At 44.3% G+C, this 18,231-nt stretch carries 11 protein-coding genes, 1 tRNA gene and 1 pseudogene; 5 read left to right on the forward strand and 8 right to left on the reverse strand.

The window, feature by feature from the left end:
- The 4 genes and pseudogenes from B0682_RS05125 to map form a co-directional block, all read right to left on the reverse strand.
- Window positions 1–253: pseudogene (locus tag B0682_RS05125) on the reverse strand (rhomboid family intramembrane serine protease); the annotation flags it as partial.
- Between the two features lie 66 nt (window positions 254–319).
- Window positions 320–1,528 (reverse strand): succinyldiaminopimelate transaminase, encoded by a 1,209-nt coding sequence (gene dapC / locus B0682_RS05130; protein ID WP_078307180.1) that lies wholly within the window; start codon window positions 1,526–1,528, stop codon window positions 320–322.
- Between the two features lie 130 nt (window positions 1,529–1,658).
- Window positions 1,659–4,481, reverse strand: a complete 2,823-nt coding sequence (gene glnD, locus B0682_RS05135; RefSeq protein WP_078307115.1) for a [protein-PII] uridylyltransferase — start codon at window positions 4,479–4,481, stop codon at window positions 1,659–1,661.
- 234 nt (window positions 4,482–4,715) lie between these two features.
- The gene (gene map, locus B0682_RS05140) at window positions 4,716–5,525 is read right to left on the reverse strand and encodes a type I methionyl aminopeptidase (RefSeq protein ID WP_078307117.1); all 810 of its coding nucleotides are present in this window, start codon (window positions 5,523–5,525) and stop codon (window positions 4,716–4,718) included.
- Between the two features lie 200 nt (window positions 5,526–5,725).
- Here map and B0682_RS05145 point away from each other — a divergent pair.
- Window positions 5,726–5,816: transfer RNA gene (locus tag B0682_RS05145), tRNA-Ser, on the forward strand.
- A gap of 297 nt (window positions 5,817–6,113) precedes the next feature.
- Here the strand turns inward: B0682_RS05145 and rlmD are convergent.
- Complete coding sequence (gene rlmD / locus B0682_RS05150) at window positions 6,114–7,721, reverse strand: 23S rRNA (uracil(1939)-C(5))-methyltransferase RlmD (RefSeq protein WP_078307119.1); 1,608 nt, start codon at window positions 7,719–7,721, stop codon at window positions 6,114–6,116.
- Between the two features lie 274 nt (window positions 7,722–7,995).
- Between rlmD and B0682_RS05155 the strand changes: the two genes are divergently transcribed.
- The gene (locus tag B0682_RS05155) at window positions 7,996–9,534 is read left to right on the forward strand and encodes a DUF389 domain-containing protein (protein WP_078307121.1); all 1,539 of its coding nucleotides are present in this window, start codon (window positions 7,996–7,998) and stop codon (window positions 9,532–9,534) included.
- On the opposite strand, the gene B0682_RS05160 is transcribed toward B0682_RS05155, so the two are convergent.
- Window positions 9,500–11,674 (reverse strand): M61 family metallopeptidase, encoded by a 2,175-nt coding sequence (locus B0682_RS05160; protein WP_158077871.1) that lies wholly within the window; start codon window positions 11,672–11,674, stop codon window positions 9,500–9,502. The genes B0682_RS05155 and B0682_RS05160 overlap by 35 nt on opposite strands.
- A gap of 284 nt (window positions 11,675–11,958) precedes the next feature.
- Between B0682_RS05160 and B0682_RS05165 the strand changes: the two genes are divergently transcribed.
- The gene (locus B0682_RS05165) at window positions 11,959–12,459 is read left to right on the forward strand and encodes an FKBP-type peptidyl-prolyl cis-trans isomerase (RefSeq protein ID WP_078307123.1); all 501 of its coding nucleotides are present in this window, start codon (window positions 11,959–11,961) and stop codon (window positions 12,457–12,459) included.
- Between the two features lie 265 nt (window positions 12,460–12,724).
- On the forward strand, window positions 12,725–12,964 hold the full coding sequence (locus B0682_RS05170; RefSeq protein ID WP_078307124.1) for a CsbD family protein: 240 nt from the start codon (window positions 12,725–12,727) through the stop codon (window positions 12,962–12,964).
- A 149-nt stretch (window positions 12,965–13,113) separates the two neighbouring features.
- Here B0682_RS05170 and B0682_RS05175 read toward each other — a convergent pair whose 3' ends face one another.
- Both B0682_RS05175 and cysM read right to left on the reverse strand, forming a co-directional pair.
- Window positions 13,114–13,938, reverse strand: coding sequence for a 3'-5' exonuclease (locus B0682_RS05175; protein ID WP_143823294.1), 825 nt, complete (start codon window positions 13,936–13,938; stop codon window positions 13,114–13,116).
- Window positions 13,939–13,985: 47 nt separating this feature from the next.
- Complete coding sequence (cysM, locus tag B0682_RS05180) at window positions 13,986–14,921, reverse strand: cysteine synthase CysM (RefSeq protein ID WP_078307128.1); 936 nt, start codon at window positions 14,919–14,921, stop codon at window positions 13,986–13,988.
- 149 nt (window positions 14,922–15,070) lie between these two features.
- Between cysM and B0682_RS05185 the strand changes: the two genes are divergently transcribed.
- Window positions 15,071–18,061: an ATP-binding protein gene (locus B0682_RS05185; protein WP_240494878.1), complete on the forward strand. Its 2,991-nt coding sequence runs from the start codon at window positions 15,071–15,073 to the stop codon at window positions 18,059–18,061.
- Window positions 18,062–18,231 lie beyond the last annotated feature (170 nt).

Consider the following 18,231-nt stretch of genomic DNA (forward strand, 5'->3'; position numbering starts at 1 on the left):
TCGGTTGTGTTTGCGTAAGTCCTATAAACAACAAATGTATCACCCCAACATGCAAAAACGCACTGGTAAGCAGTCGCCATGGTTCATTTATCATGGTTAAGGGCAAGGCATTTGCTCCCCACGCTATCAGGTCTTGTGTGTTTGGCTCAGTGATGCTGGTGCCTGTCAGCACTTGCCAAATGAATAAGCCCACAAAGCTTGCCAATAATAAAGCGGTGCTGGGGGCATGTTGCCAAAGATTTTGAGCATTCATTGGCTGGTCTCACATTGACCGACTTTGTGCAAGCTTGTTTTGATGTGTGTCATCTCATCATCTCATTTAATAAGCTGTCGATTTTAATAAGCTGTCGATGCGTTCAATGGCATCATGGTTCTCTTCCATGCTTGCCACCAATGCCAACCTGACAAAACCTTGCCCCGGATTTTGCCCGCCCACATCACGAGACAGATATCGCCCTGCTAACGCATGAATGCCACACTGACTGTATAAGGACTTGATAAAACATTCATCATCATTATCAAAACAATCAGGCACTGCCACCCACAGATAAAAAGAGGCTTCAGGACGGCGTAGATTGAGTTTGTTACCCAATCTGTCTAACCATAAGTCAAATTTTTGGGCATACAAATCACGATTGGCTTGCACATGGGTCTCATCTTGCCAAGCGGTCATGGACGCATGTTGATGGTGCAGGGGCATGGCACAGCCGTGATAAGTTCGGTATTGCAAATAAGAATTTAACAGCTTGGCATCGCCTGCCACAAAGCCAGAACGCAACCCTGGCAGATTAGAGCGTTTGGATAATGAATGAAACACCACGCAGCGGTCATAGTCATCACGTCCAAGCGTGGCACAGGCTTGTAGTAGCCCAATGGGTGGTGTGTCAAAATACAATTCACTGTAGCATTCATCACTGGCAATCACAAAATCATGTTCATCTGCCAAAGCAAGCAAATGTTGCCAGTCATCTTGGTTTAATACTGAGCCTGTGGGGTTATTGGGGCTACAGACAAACACAAGCTGAGTGCGTTGCCATACATCTGCTGGCACATTGGCATAATCTGCTTTAAACTTTGTATCAGCAGTACACGGCACATAATACGGCTTAGCCCCTGCCAATAGCGTTGCCCCTTCATAGATTTGATAAAAGGGATTGGGCATCACCACATAAGGTTTTTTGATGTGATGGCGATTGATGACTGCTTGTACAAAGCTAAAAATGGCTTCACGACTGCCCATCACTGGTATGATGTGATGGTTTGGGTCAACATCAGTCAAATGAAAACGCTTGCTTAACCAATCAGCAATCGCTTGGCTCAGCTCTGGCATGCCGCCTGTGTTTGGATAATGTTGCACTTTGCCAACATGCTCTAGCAAGGCATCTAATACAAATTTAGGTGGTGGGTGTTTTGGTTCGCCAATGCCCAATTTGATAAGTGGCTGGTCTTTTGCAGGCTCAATACCAGCAAGCAATGTGGTCATCTTAGCAAAAGGGTAGGGGGGTAGTTGCTCTATGACTGGATTAATAAAAGCGGAATTAATAGAAGCAGAATTGATAGAAGCAGAATTGATAAAAGCTGAGTTCATGGCAATTTATCCTGTTGCTAAGCTGATTGAACTTAGCCATGTGAATGTCGATGACTGATTGTCCAGATGACTAATTGTCTAAAATGTCAATGATTGTTTGTGTCAGTGTGTTTAATTTATCATCGCTTAAGCGGTTGTCTTTACGGTCGCTGATATAAAACAAATCTTGTGCTTTTTCGCCCAGTGTGGTGATGCGAGCGGCATGCACTTCAATGCCATGTTGTAAAAACACTGCCCCCACACGTGCCAATAAACTCGGTTGGTCTAAGGCGGTCAGATACAAGATGTGTTGCCCAGTTTGAGCCACCGTCTCAAAACGGACTTGGGTTGGTACGCTAAAGTGCTTAAGCTGTCTTGGCAAGCGTTTGTGAGCAAGCTTGGGTTGGGTGGGGTTGGCAAACGCCGTTACCAGTCGCCATTTGAGTTCATCTTGTCGCTCAACATCAGTCAACAACGTGCCTTGATGGTCAAGCAAAACATAAGAATCTAAGGCAAAATCACGAGTGCCTGTGATGATGCGAGCGTCTAACACATCTAACCCCATTAAATCAAACACTGCCATGGTTACCGCAAACAGATTGTCTTGGTTTTGGGTATAGATAAACACCTGCACCGCATCAAGTGCCAAATCTCGATGTTCTCTTAGCACAATCAGCGGTTTACGGTTGATGTTGAAACTCTTATTAACATTGTCAACATTATCAACATCGTCAACAGGTGGCTGAGTTAAAATGGCGTGGGTGTGCCATAAGATGTCTTCAGGGATTTCTCGTAAAAAATACTCATCACCCAACTCGTCCCACAGCATCAAAACGTCCTTTCGGTCAAAGGCCAACACATCTGTTTGTGATGTGTTTAAGTCTTGTGATGTGTATAAGTCATCAAGTAATTTTATTGCCTGTTCTCGTGTGGCAGTTATCATCTCTTGGCGGTTGGTTGGTGCATCAATGTCGGCTCGCAAAATACTGCGAGTGCGTGTGTATAGTTGTTTCATCAAAGTGGCTCGCCAACTGTTCCAAAGCTTAGGATTGGTGGCAGTCATGTCTGCCACAGTCAGCACATACAGATGATTTAACTGAGTCACATTACCGACCATGTGGGCAAAGTTGGTGATGACTTGGGGGTCTAGTATGTCTTTTTTTTGTGCCGTGTTAGACATCAGCAGATGCTGGCGAACCAGCCAACCAACCAGTTTGGCATCGGCATCACTTAGCCCATGTGCCAAACAAAATGCCACCGCATCTGTCTCACCAAGCACACTGTGGTTACCACCACGCCCTTTTGCAATGTCATGAAAAATCGCTGCCAACACCAAAATCTCTTTACGCTCAATGCGTTGATAAATGCCACTGACCAAGCCAAACACTTCTTTATATTTGGGGTCAATAAAGCGGTGCAACACTCTGATGACCAACAACGTGTGAGCATCGACCGTATAACGGTGAAACAAATCATACTGCATCAACCCGACCACTTGCCCAAAAGCTGGTAAATAACTGCCCAATACACCATAGCGTTTCATGGTTCGTAATCGGTGGAACAGATAGTTTTGCTCTTTGAGATTGGCTAAAAACAGCTGTTGGTGTTTTGGATTGTCTCGATAGGCTTGGTCAATGCCACAGGCGGCGACTTTTAATGCCCGAAGTGTGCGGGTACGCACTTTTTTGATGCCGTGTTGCCCCATTAACAAAAACATGTGCAATATCGCCTCAGGGTACTGGGCAAACACTCGATGATGAGCGATGGCTATTTGGTCACCGATGCGGTTAAATAGGGCAGTTAAAGTGGTTTTTTGTGGTTTATCAGCGTCAGGCAGGCGTGCCTCAATTAATGTCTCATAATAATGATTGGTGAGCATCTCAGATAAGGTGGAAATGTGCATGGCACAGCGGTAATAATCTTTCATAAACCGCTCAACCGCCGTGTTGGCAGGGTCAGTAGCTGACTGTTGATAGCCCATGCGATTGGCAACCTCTCGCTGATGGTCAAACAGCAATTGGTTCTGATTACGCCCTGTTATCTGATGCAAATGATGACGAATTTGCCACAAAAACTCCTCCGCCTGTATCAGCTCATCATATTCTCGCTCAGTGATGAACGCTTGTTGCACCAAATCAAACAGCTTATTTACCCGAAAATAGCGTTTGCTGACCCAGCCGACCGTATGAATATCACGCAGCCCTCCGGGGGCAGATTTGATGTTTGGTTCTAAATTGTATTCGGTGGCGTTGTGTGCCAAATGGCGTTTTTTGCTCTCATTCATTTTGGCATGATAAAACTCTTCTTGCCCCCAGCAATCATTCACCACGTTATGGGGTATCTTGCCAAAATTAGCAGCAAGATTGCAGGTCAGGGTAGGGTCATTTGTGAGCAGACGAGCTTCTAGCAGTGCCGTGGCAACGGTGTGGTCATGGGCAGATTCCATTGTATCGCTAACGCTTCGCACCGCCAACGAAGGTTCAAGCCCGATGTCCCAAAGTGTGGTAACAAATTGCTCAACATGCTTATCAACACCTGTTGCCAGTTCGTTTTGATACAACAATAAAATATCCACATCTGAATGCCGTGCCAACTCACCCCGACCATAACCACCCACAGCGAAAAGTGCCAGCCCATGATTTTTCAGCTGATGATGCTCAAACAACGCCACCAACAAATCATCGACTGCCGCCACATGAGCTTGCACCACTTGACGAATGCTCACACCATTGGCTAAAGCGGTGTCCAATGTGGTTAAGGTTTGACTAAGCCACATGGACAATTGTTCGGACACAAGACCTCTGGCATCAGCATTGTCATTATCTAAAAGTGGCACAATCTTTGCCAATTTTGGCTTTGCCAGTTTTAGCACCGTTACATCATGGTTGGTGTTAGGAAGGTGATTTAAACGCATGATAAATCCAAGTTATCCTTTTTTAAGCGTGTTTTTATCGTTATCAATCAAATTTTTGCACATATAAAAATTTGCACATATGAACAAGTGTTAAAGTAACACTTGTCTATTTTATGATACCCACTTTTATGATACCCACTTTTATGATACCCACTTTTATGATACCCACTTTTATGATGCTCACTTTAACAAAAAAAACCGCCTAAAAGTAAGCGGTTTGTGTACTAAAACGTCTTATGGTGTCAAAAAACTTAAATCTTCTTCAGGGCGAGCGGTGAACACCTCACAACCATCATCAGTAACCACCAATGTATGCTCCCATTGGGCAGATAACTTACGGTCTTTGGTGATTGCCGTCCATTTATCAGGCATGATTTTGGTCTTCCAAGTGCCTTGATTAATCATCGGTTCAATCGTAAAGGTCATGCCCGTTTTAAGCTCAATGCCTGTGCCTGCCTGCCCATGGTGCATGACCTGTGGTTCATGGTGAAACTGATTGCTGATGCCATGGCCACAAAACTCACGCACGATGCTAAAGCGTTCTGGCTCAACCACTTGCTGGATTGCCGCTCCAATATCCCCCAAATATGCCCCATTTTTCACCATTGCCATGCCTGCGTACAACGCCCTTTGAGCCACATCACAAATGCGTTTTGCCATGATGGAACCCTCACCAACAATCCACATCTTAGATGTATCACCATAATAGCCGTCTTTGATGACCGTCACATCGATGTTGATGATATCACCGTCTTTAAGCAGTTTGTCATCGCTTGGAATGCCGTGGCACACCACATGATTGATTGATGTGCAGATGGATTTTGGAAAGCCATGATAGTTAAGTGGGGCTGGAATGGCGTGTTGCACATTGACGATATAGTCATGAGCGATTTGGTTAAGGGCTTCGGTGCTGACACCAACTTTAACATGGTCATCTAACATCACCAGCACATCGCTGGCAAGCTTACCAGCCACTCGCATTTTGGCAATGGCATCGGTCGATTGAATTGGGATATTGGGGGCATTATTGGGAGTATTGGACATAAAATGGCTCGGCAAAATGGTTTAAGCAAATGGCTTAAAAATGGATAATCATAAAAAATGGTATTGTATCATATTTTAAAGATGTCAATGACATGCACACATGCACAAGGGTGATGATGATTTTTTGTTTACTGATTGGCTAAAAATCACATCAATTGGCTTGCATTTGGTAAAAAATGCTTTATAATAGCCGTCCTATTGGAAGCGTGGCAGAGCGGTTGAATGCACCGGTCTTGAAAACCGGCAAGGGTTTATAGCCCTTCGAGAGTTCGAATCTCTCCGCTTCCGCCAAGTTTTTTATATTCAATGTCTTACATTCCACAGTTAAGTTAAGACTAAATTGCGAGTACGCAGTAACTTAACTGGTAAGACGTATCCAAACACACACTTAAGCTAATTCGTGTCTATGACAATCCTAACGGTAGGATTAGCTTAAAATAAGAACCTAAGATGTACGGTGTGTCGTACGGGCGGTTGCCACTATCTTAGGCTTGCGGTGGGGCTTCACCGTCTTGCAGAAGGAATCCCCGAACGATAGGGAGGGGAGGAAGTCAAAAAACCAGTGCCTGATGGTACTGGTTTTTTTGTTTAAACTCGCTCAAATCTTGCAATGCTCTCCACATGTCCTGTATGACAAAACATGTCCATCACACCTGCGTGTGTTAGCCGATAGCCGTTGTCAATCAATGCCTTAGCATCACGAGCAAGTGTGGTGGGATTGCAGGACACATAGACGATGCGTTTGGCATTAAAGTGGGGTAAATATTGCATCACTTCCCATGCTCCTGAGCGTGGTGGGTCGATGAGTAACGCATCAACCGCTTTTGCCCATGGTTTGTCTGAAAAGTCTTGCGTCAAATCTTGGCTAAAAAATTGAGTGTTATGTAACTTGTTGTGTTGAGCGTTGTCCTTGGCTCTTTGGGTCATCGCATCACTGCCTTCCACGCCAATCACTTGCCCTTGCTGGCCATCTTTACCACCAACCAGACGTGCCATCGGTAAACTAAAATTCCCCAAACCACAGAACAAATCCAACACCTGTTCGCCTACTTGCAAATCCAACAGCTCACATGCCAGTTGTGTCATCTGTTGATTGACCGACAAATTGACTTGGGTAAAGTCGGTGGGGATAAAGCGATAAATTAAATCATATTTGGGTAAACGATAATACAAATTGCCAAACTGCTGGTCATGGCGGTTGTTGGCGGGGTAACAGAGATGGTCATCGGTTGGTAGGGCGATGCGGTGGATGCTGTCAGCGCCTTTGGGCTGAAGATACAGTTGCCAATGACGCTGAGCAAAGAATGTCTTTAGCTTATCCAAATCAGCATCGGTTAACGGTTGCAAATGACGCACAATCAATGCCACGGGTTGATTGCCATCAGGTAAGTTGCTTATCTGCTCACCCATTGCCAACTCCAGCTGGGCAATGTGTTCACGAGTATCCAAAGAGCTGATGAGTGATTTTAACGCCTGCATGTCAAAGCCAATGCGAGGGTCTAGAACATGACATTCGTTTAGCTCGGCAAGGTAGTTACTGCTTCGTTCACGAAAGCCCACCAAAGCGGTGTCTTTTTTTGCCACATAGCGAACGCCTAAGCGTGCTTTGGTGCGATAACCCAAGCGATCGCCCACCACAGGAGGCAACCAGTTATCAGGCTGTACGCCTGCTTGATGTGCCAATAATTCTGCTAAGACTGACTGTTTAAAGGCAATCTGCCCATCAGGTTGCCAATGTTGTAGACTACAACCACCACAAACGCCAAAGTGTGGACAAGGTGGCAGTTGTCTTTCTGGGTTGGGGTTGGCAAGCACGGCAATGGCATCGCCTTCTTCAAAGCTGTTACGGCTGTTGGTCAGTTGCACTTGCACGGTTTCATGGGGTAGGGCAAAGTTGACAAACACCTTTTTACCATGTTTATCAGGCAGGTGATTAAAATCAATGCCCATATCGTCATTGTTGTCATTGTTATTACGGGTGTTGCCATATACTGCCACACCACGCCCATCATGTGATAAGCCATCGACCACAAAAGGCAGGGGGTGGGCATCTTTTAGACGCTGACGCACTCGTGCAGAGGGTTTGGATTTTTTTTTACTTGGTGGGTGAGTAAGGTTGTGTTCCCCAGCCGTTGCGATTTGATGAATGGCGACTTGATGAATTGGGTTATCTGGGGGGGTGTTGGCTTGGTTCATGGTTTGGCTCGTTAATTTGGTGTGTTAATCGGGTCGATGGTCTTGTGGATAAGTAACCTAAAAAAAGTGAGAAAAAAGTGAGATAACAAAGAGTGGCATCAAAATTAAGCTGCATGATAACGTAAAATTGCCCAATCACAAAACATCACAACCTGCCACGCCTTGCTTATCGCAAATCATCGGATTGGTTCTTGATGTGGTGGAGATTGCCAATATGTTCATAACGTATTATCATCGCCAAAATTTTTTTTGGTTTTTATGAGCCTTTTTTACCATGACACCATTAGTCAAAGAGCTGTTTGATTTACATACTGACCAAGCTGAGCCCAGCGTCATTGACCAAACCATCAGAGATAATGTTAGGGTGGTGGGTACGAATCTTTGGGTGCTTTTTTTTGCCATCTTAGTGGCATCTGTGGGGTTAAATGTCAATTCTACAGCGGTGGTCATTGGGGCGATGTTAATTTCGCCCTTAATGGGTCCTATTGTGGGCATTGGATATGGGCTGGGCATTAACGATGTAGACTTACTTAAGCTGTCGTTACGTAATTTGGGCATTTTTACTGCTTTGAGCATTGTAACATCGACCATGTACTTTGCCATCAGCCCCTTAGATGCAATACAACCTGAGTTGCTTGCTCGCACTTCCCCAAATCTTTGGGATGTGTTGATTGCCTTTTTTGGTGGCGCAGCTGGCATCATTGCCTTAACTCGTAAAAGCATTTCTAACGTCGTGCCGGGCGTTGCCATTGCCACGGCATTAATGCCACCTTTGTGTACCGCAGGATTTGGCATTGCCACGGGTAATTGGAGTTTTTTCTTTGGGGCGTTTTTTTTATATTGTATTAATAGCGTCTTTATTGCTTTGGCAACCTTACTGTTTGTGAAAATTTTTCATCTGCCTAAACATAAATTTTTAGATGAAATCACCGAAAAACGCACCAACATGTTGATTGCTGTTACTGCTGTTTTGATGATTGTGCCAAGTGGTTATTTGGCGTTTAATTTGGTACAAAGTACCCGCTTTACTCAAGCAGTAGATGCCTTTGTTGATGGGCAAGATTTTAATAATGAATTTTTAATATTGGCACATGAAGTGCGTCCACAAGCCCGTGAAGTGGTATTAACCGTGGGTGGTGTTCATTTCCCTACACACCTAGAAGACCGCTTAGCCCAAAACTTAGCTGGCAGAGGCTTTGCTAAGAGCAAGGTGGAGGTGCGTTATACAGGCAGTAACCAAGTGGACATCAACAGCTTAAAAACGGAATTGACCCAATCTACCTATCGTAACTTGGTTAATCAAATCGAAAGTCTCAGCAAAGAAAACGAACAACTGACACAACAGTTGGCAAGCAACTCATCGCTGTCTGAACAAACCAGCAGTGCCGATAAACAACTTTATAAAGAATTACTGGCTCAATATCCACAGATTGACAGTGTTACCATCACACGAGGGGATAGGTTCATACACGCTAAAGCCAACAAAACACCCAAACAGCCAATAAACGAACAGCCAAACATCACTGCCAATCACAACAATACGGTGATTGACGCTCATTCAAATCAAAGTGAGCATTCAAACCCAAGCGACAACATCGTTCAACAAACGCTCACGCAAGTGAACATTGACAGCAAACGACCTCTAAAAAATACTGATAAACAACGCATCACCGCTTGGCTTGATAGCAAATATGAGCAGAGTTTGCTCAGGGTGCATTTTAACAGCGGTGATACAGAGATTACTGAAATCTTACAAGAAGCTGATGCTCAACAAAATGTCAGTCAAGAAGCGGATACTCAACAGAGTCATTAACCAGCTTTAGCCAAAGATTTGATGGTAATGCTTGATTTTTAGCCCCATTTGATGGATTGCCTTTTGAATCATTCATCACAGCATCTTGTGATTCAGTCTGTAACTCAGTGCCATCTTGTGAGTCTGACCTAAGTTGCAATCGTACCGTATCCAGTGGCGGATTGGCAGATACCCCTGTGTTCGTTTGGGCTGGCACATGGACACAAATCAACTCATCACCACGGAACGCATGACAGCGTATGGTCAGCGTGCTGATTTGACTTTGCTGTTTTGCCACCCGTGCCAACTGCTCATTGCTGGCTTTGATGCCATCTATCGCCACGATGACATCGTTGGCAGACAGGCCTGCTTGGCTTGCCACGCTGTTACGTTTGACCTTTTGGATAAGCAGGCCTGCTGGAGAACTTTGGGTATGTATTCCCCAAGGCAGATGTTTGGGTGGATTGCCGTGTGGCTTGTTGTGTGGATTGCCGTGTGGATTGTCGTGTGGGTTTTCCATGCTCACGCCCACACTTGCCAACATGTCTTTGATGGGCAAGGGTTTGACACCATTAACATAATTATCCACAAACGCCTGCCACACCGATGATGGCAGATATTCGCACATCACTGCATTTAAGCTGTCCATGCTCATACCAATGCGACCGATTGGCTCACATTTGGCAAGTTGATAAAACTGCTTAATGACATCAAACAATCGCTTTTTGCCTTGAGTTTGCGTCAACAGCAAAATATCCAGACACAATGCCACCAATGCTCCTTTATTATAATAGCTAATGCCTGCGTTGGCGGTATTTTCATCACTGCGGTACAGCTTAATCCACGCATCAAAACTTGACTCTGCCACCGATTGCCAAGCTCGTCCATCGGTTTGCTGATGGCGATTGATTTGCTCTGTCAGCAGTTTAAGGTAACTGTCAGTACTGATGACCCCACTGGCTTGTAGCATAAAATCATCAACATAAGACGTAAAACCTTCAAATACCCATAGCAATGGCGTATAAGCTTCTTTGGTCAAATCCACCGCCATCATCACATCAGGGCGAATGGTCTTAACCCACCACGCATGAAAATACTCATGGCTACATAACCCCAAAAATCGTTGATAACCATCGCTTGGCTCGTCAGGCTCAGTTAAACTTGGCAAGTCTGCCCTAGGGGTTATCAATGCCGTGCTGTTGCCATGCTCCAACCCGCCATAATCATGACCACTGGCATGGGTTAAAAAATGATACTCATCAAATGGTGTACTGCCAAGCACATTGACATAACATTGGCAAATCCGTTGTAAATCTCGCTGAAGTCGACTCATGTCTGTGTGATGATGACCTGAAATATAGACATGATGCCAAATCTGCTTGTTAAGCGTGAGCTTTTTGTCTTGCGTAAGTTCTTCATCTTGAGCCGTTACCATAAACTGAGTATGGGTCTGTAACCCAAACTCAAATGGATAATCAATCAGCTCATCATAACTGTCTGCCACCAGTTCATAACTCTGATAATCTGTCGATTGACAGACGCTGGCAGACAAACCACATGCCAGCAATGCTTTAAACGCTTCACGTTGCTGAGTAAACGCCGCATTTGCTTTATTGGGTAAACGTTTGTCTGTTTCTGTTTTATTAAACTTGCTTTTGCCCAACCCATCAGCTAAGTCATCAATGACTAAGCCCATTAAACCATCAATAAAGCCCATTGGCACGTGTAAGCACACTTTGCACGCTTGTTGTTCCTGCCCCATCACCGCCAACGCCAATGACGAAAAATTCCCAAACAAACGACGCTGATCAACATAAGCGGTGCGAACCGACAAATCATAACAATACACTTCATAATGCACTTGCACCCATTGCCCTGTGGTTACGTTGGGTAATTGCCATTGGTTTTTACTTAATTTGATGGCACGGTGTTTGGTGGCAACAACATTATCCTGCTTGGCAACAAGCACATCACTGCCATCATACACATCATACGTTACCACCGTGATGTGCCGAGCAAACTCACGCATCAGATAACTGCCTGGTAGCCATGATGGCAACCAAAGCATCGGCTTATCATCATCAGCCTGCCAATACAGGCGCACATCGACCAAATGCTCACGATAACGGTCAAAGTTGAATTGGTATTGTACATATGTCATTAAACGGATTCCCCATAAACACGACAAATCAAATAAAAGGTAAATTAAATAAAAAATGATAAATACTCAAGTCATATGGGCTTAAGTCTATGGCAAAAGTGATGGTTATTCAAACCAATATTCAAACTCAAAAATTTTTACTGTCTTTTTTGAATTTTACTGTCTTTTCTTGAAAGTTAAGGTTATCATCACAATTAACCATTAACTTAAGATAAGCAAGATAATCTGCTGTTTTTTGTTTTAATCGTTATATTTTTTAAATTTCTTTTATTAGGATAATTATCATGACAGACATCAACAAAGCACCCATCAGTAAAGACAGTGCCGTTACCTTTCACTACACCCTAACAGACGATGATGGTCAGCTCATTGACCAATCACAAGAAGGTCAACCACTTGCCTACTTACACGGTCATCAAAACATCATTCCAGGATTAGAAGCACAACTTGAAGGCAAATCTGTTGGTGATAAAGTGCAAGCCGTCGTTGAGCCAGCCGATGCCTATGGTGAATTTTTAGAAGAAGCGGTGCAAGAAGTCCCCCGTGAGAACTTCCAAGGTGTGGATAACATCGAACCTGGCATGCAATTTCAATCACAAGCGGGTGATCAAGTGATGTTGGTAACCGTCAAAGATGTCACCGACGATATGGTCATCGTTGATGCCAACCACCCATTGGCAGGCAAGCGTCTACACTTCGATGTGGAGATTACCGATGTGCGTGTTGCAACGGCTGATGAGCTCAAACATGGTCATGTGCATGGCGTGGGTGGCGTACATCACTAAACCAGTTAAGCACCAGTACCTAAGCAATGCCACAATGCACAAATGCTTAGCAAAATGACAACAAATCAACACAATCACACACAATTTGTCAATAGAAAACAGCCATTAAAAGCGATATTGTAAAATAGGGTAAGTGTGTGAATTATTGATATTTGAATTAGATGATATTAGATTAATTATCTGCCTATCAATATGTCAATATGGCAAACAAACCCATAAAACAACCCTTTTAATCAACCAACCCATTTAAACAAGGAATATCCGTATGAGTAATGACGTCAATGACACTTTAGATTCAATCAAAAACACACTAGAAAGCAACTGGAAGCAACTGACTGGCTCAGTAAAAGAGATGTGGGGTGAGTTGACCGATGACGAAATCACCCAAATCGATGGTAGCCGTGAAAAATTATCTGGTCGTATCCAAGAACGTTATGGTAAAGCCAAAGACGAAGTTGAACAAGAAATCGACGCATGGACTGAGAAAAATAAACACACTTGGTAACACTTGGTAATTTGTATGCTGTTAACGTTTGCTAAATTTTGCTAAATTAAGCACGTTAAATTAAAAAGCCCCCCAAACCAAAGTTGTTTGGGGGGCTTTTTTTATGCACCTTTTATGTTATGCACCAATTTGATGCAGCAAATAAACCATCACCTCTTCCAGCCGTCTAAGAATGCCTGATGAATGCGTTGCCCTTGAGCATCGGTCAGGGTGTCAAGGTAGTTTACTGTGATTTGTTCTAACTGCTGGTGGGTAGTGGCATCAAGTCCACCCACCAGTAACTGCCATCGCAGATAAATGAGCCAAGTATTTAGCACGTCGCTTTCACAATAAGTGGTCAATTGTTGCCAGTTGCCAGCTTGTACAAGCCCCACCACTTGTGAGCCGTTCATGCCCCCTTTACCAGCAAAACCACAAACGCTTGCCATCACGTCCAGCGGTTGTTTGTTATGACCAGCAAATAAGCTCAGCTTGTCCATCAGGTCGGTGTGCCTATCGTGATAGCGATTTAGGTAGTTATTGTATTGAATGTCTCGGTTGGAGTTTTCGTCAAAAAACTCTGGGGCAGACAGTTTATGGTGCATGGCACGGTACATCAGCACAGGAATGTCAAAGCTTGAGCCATTCCAGCTGACCAAATTGGGCAGTCGGTTGGGGTGTTTATCAGCAAATATGGCAAAAAACTTGCTAAGGATTTGTGCTTCGTCCATGTCTGCTAGGCTAAATGATTTAAGTCGCATTTGTGCTTGATTTGGCTGTTGGGTAAAGCCAAACCAAAATAATGACAAACAGGCAACCTTATGCAAAGGTGGTCGCATAAAGTCATTGCCTGCTTCACTTTGGCGAATGGCGGTCAAAGCAGACAGAGTGTCAGCATCAGACAGCATGGCTAAGTTGGGGTACAGTCTTCTGCCTGTTTCAAGGTCAGGGACGGTTTCAATATCAAACACCAGTAACGATTGGGGAAAAGGCATTGATGGCATCCTATTTTATAAAAGGGATAAAATTGATGAGCCAGTCGTTATTGTGAATAAAGTCCAGTGGATAAATAACGGTCACCACGGTCACAGACGATAAACACAATCAGGGCATGTGGGTCATCTGTTGTGATTTGTTGGGCGATTTTTTGGCTTGCCCATGCTGCCCCACCAGATGACACGCCTGCAAAAATACCTTCGGTTTTGGCAAGCTGTCGCATGCTTTGTTCAGCGTCAGACTGTTTAATGTCCATCACCTTATCCACCAAAGACGCATCAAAAATACCTGGTAAGTATTCTGTTGGCCAACGGCGAATGCCAGCAATGTTTGCCCCATCGGCAGGTTGTAGGCCGATGATTTTAATGTTGGGGTTTTGTTCTTTTAGGTATTTTCCCACACCCATGATGGTGCCTGTTGTTCCCATTGAGCTGACAAAATGGGTGATTTTACCTTGTGTTTGTTGCCAGATTTCAGGTCCTGTGCTTAAGTAATGAGCTTGGGCATTGTCAGGGTTGTTAAACTGGTCAAGTACCACGCCTTTGCCCTCTGCTTGCATTTGCTTGGCGATGTCTCGGGCTTGTTCGATGCCATCACTTTCAATCAATGTTGCACCATATGCTGTCATGGCATCTTTACGCTCTTGGGTGGCGTTGGCAGGCATGATGAGCGTCATTTTATAGCCACGCATGGCAGCGACCATTGCCAAGGCAATGCCTGTGTTGCCACTGGTGGCTTCGATTAGGGTATCACCGTGTTTGATGTCGCCTCGCTGTTCGGCTTGATATATCATATTAAACGCTGGGCGGTCTTTGACTGAACCTGCTGGGTTATTGCCTTCAAGTTTGGCAAGCAAGGTGGCATTGGTGGCATGTGAGCCAAAGCGTTGCAGTTTGACCAGTGGTGTTAAGCCCACACAGTCGGCAAGCTGACTGGTTTTGGTGGTGAAATTGGTGATGGTTTGGTTGTTTAAAAGGTTCATGTGACTCTCTGTTTTGTATCAATGTTTGCTTTTGTTTGATTTTATCAGTGTTTGATTTTATCAATAAGTTGACTGTCCATTGTAGCGAATTTTGGCATAAAAACATAATTTGGTTATAATCCGTTTATCATAACCAAGGAACGCTTTTTGTGAGTTTAAAACAACGTTTAGACTTAACTTCTGCTTATGGGCAGTTAATTTTATTGGTGTTTTTGCCCATTTGTTTGTTGGCAATGGTGGGAGCGGTGTTGGTGTATACTGAGACCAGCCGTGCCAGTCGTAACGAACAGCAAGCCATTGCTCAAGCTTTGTTGTTGCGTTATGAACCTGCCATCAGTGAGCAGTTATCGGTTTTGGCTCAACAAGACACGCCCATTCATCAATCCTCTTCGTATCAATCACCCCCATATCAACCATTACATCAAACGCTGCTTAATGTCAAGATGCACACCCACGTACATCGCATTGGCATCATTGATGATGATGGTCAAATTGTCCATGCGGTTGGTTATCAAAATGATGTGGGGACAGAAGATGGGGGAACAGAGTACAAACGACAAATCATCGCTGATAACAATCGGCGATATTGGCTCATCATTAACATGGATAATGAGCCGATTGATAACGCCAATCTTAGGATTATGCTGGCATTGGCGGTAACGGGGCTGTTTACCATTTTGATGTTGTTGCTGAGCATCAATGGTTATGCCAAACGCTGGGTTGCTCCGATTTATGAAATGCGTATGTATTTACAAAGGGTAACGATTGATACGTTGTATCAGCCCATTGCGGTGCGTTCAGAAGGGGAGATTAATCTATTACAACAAGATTTGGTTTATACGTTAAGGCGAGTGTATTCAAGCTTTCAAGAGCTAAAAGAACATGCTGAACAGACTGAAGCGGATTTAAGGCAGGCCTTTGATGCCATGGAGATGCAAAACATTTCAATCCGTAACGCTCGTGATGCTGCCATCACTGCCAGTGCTGCAAAGTCCGCTTTTTTAGCAAACATCAGCCATGAGCTTAGAACACCGCTTAACAGCATTGATGGCTTTAGCAATCTGTTGGCACGGCATGGCAAGTTAAGCGATGAACAAGACTTATATGTGCAGACCATTCGCAAATCATCTGCTCATCTGTTGGCATTGGTGAATGATGTGTTGGATTTTTCTAAAATTGAAGCAGGTAAGCTGGAGCTAGAATATCATGAATTTAGTTTATACGATGTCATTTATGATGTTGCGGACATGCTATCGCCTTTAGCAAGCGAAAAGGGGCTAAGATTGGCGGTGAATTATTATCATGATGTGCCAATGCGAATGGTGGGCGATGCGTTACGCATCAAGCAGGTATTGACCAATTTGGTGGGTAATGCCATTAAATTTACCGATGTGGGGCAAGTGCTGATACAAGTGCGTGTCGATGAAGATAAAGACAATCAGCTTTTAATCGCCATTCAAGACACAGGGCGTGGGGTTGCCAAAGAAGACCAAGCCCATCTGTTCCAGTCCTTTAGTCAAGGCGACCCATCAACCACAAGGCAATATGGTGGCACAGGTTTGGGCTTGGTCATCAGTAAGCAGTTGACTCGGTTGTGGGGTGGTCAGATTGGTTATTGGGATAATGAACAGCATAACCTTGCCAAATCTGGCTCAACATTTTGGTTTGGACTGCCCACCCAAGTGAATATGCCAGATGTGCCATTGGCAGCAGACATGCCTTTGCCAATACTCAAGCCCATTAAGGATTTGCAAGCCAGTTTTCACAGCAAGCCATACCGTCTTTTGGCATGGCTTGAAAGTGATGCGGTCATGCACGCATTGACTGCCAGCTTGCAACCTTTGCCCATTCATTTGACACAAGCTTATGGTTTGGCGGAGTTGTTGACCGCCTTAAAAGAACATACCCAACCTTATGACTATGTGATTGTCGATACTGTCAATAATACCGACAGTGATGGCATGACTGCCTTACTCAAGCAAATCCGTCTGCATTATCAAGGTGATTTGGCGTTGTATGGTTATCAAGTGGCAATAGACATGGGATTGTTGAGCCGTTATCAAGCGGCTGTTTTATATGAACCTTTTGGCAAACGGCAATTTTATGGCTGGTTGGACTCACAAAAACGCCCAACTTCCAAGCCTGAGCATCTGCCATGGCAAGGCAAACGGGTACTGGCGGTTGATGACCATTTACCCAATTTATTGGTACTTGATGCGTTATTGGCAGAAATGGGCATCGACGTGGTAACCGCCACTAACGGCTTTGATGCGTTAGAAATCATCAGTAGCTTCCGTCAACCAGACATTGATTTGATATTTATGGACATTCAAATGCCAAAAATGTCAGGACACCAAACCGCCCAACAAATCCGTAAAATCGAAAGCAATGGCAAACGCCGCCGCACACCCATCATTGCTTTATCTGCTCACAGTGTCGCTGACGAAAAAGCCAACATGGCCACATCAGGCATGGATGACTTTATAGGCAAACCCATTAGCCGACCGCAACTACAACAAGTATTGCAACGTTGGTTAACCCCGCCAGCATCTGCCATCAATGACCCTGCTAAAGCCAGCATCAGCAGTGTTGACGACAAGCAAAGGCAAGCCAATACCAATCATCATGACAACGCTGATAAAATGACGGACACCCACACAGACAAATCAATCGACTGGCAAGATGCCTTAACTCGAGCGGCACATAACTCAGAGTTGGCAGTCAAACTATTACACATGATGCAAGATGGCATCAGCGACGATAAAGACAGACTACAACGAGCATGGCAAGCGTGTGATAGAGAAGAATTGGCACAGATAAGTCATCGAATTTTGGGAGCAAGTCGCTACACAGGTGTGCCAAAAATCCGCCAAGCCAGTCAAGATTTTGAAGACAAATGTTTGCTTAATGTTAAGCAAAATAACCCATCACAAATGGCGATGCTCTCACCCAACTATGAGCTGTTGCTAGAAGCACTTAAAGAGATGCAAACGGTTGACTTAGCCAGTGAAATTGCCCAACAGCAAAATCAATCATCGCATGAACCAGCAAATCACGCTTTGCCCAACCATGAACACCCATACACACAGGCAAACGATGCCAATGCTCAAGTGGATAAAGTGACTTGGAAAATGTTGTAGAACCTATTGTAGAACCGTTTAAAAATATTGCAAAACAATGTAACACGATTTAACAGTGAAATGACAGAATGTCGCATGGTTGCTGGTTGCTGGTTGCTGGTTGCTGGTTGCATGGCGAATGTCATTATTTTTTAAGCAGACAAAACTGTCATGATATAATAAGTAACATG

Origin of the sequence: Lwoffella lincolnii (assembly GCF_002014765.1) — a bacterium.
GTDB classification, from domain to species: Bacteria; Pseudomonadota; Gammaproteobacteria; order Pseudomonadales; family Moraxellaceae; genus Psychrobacter; species Psychrobacter lincolnii.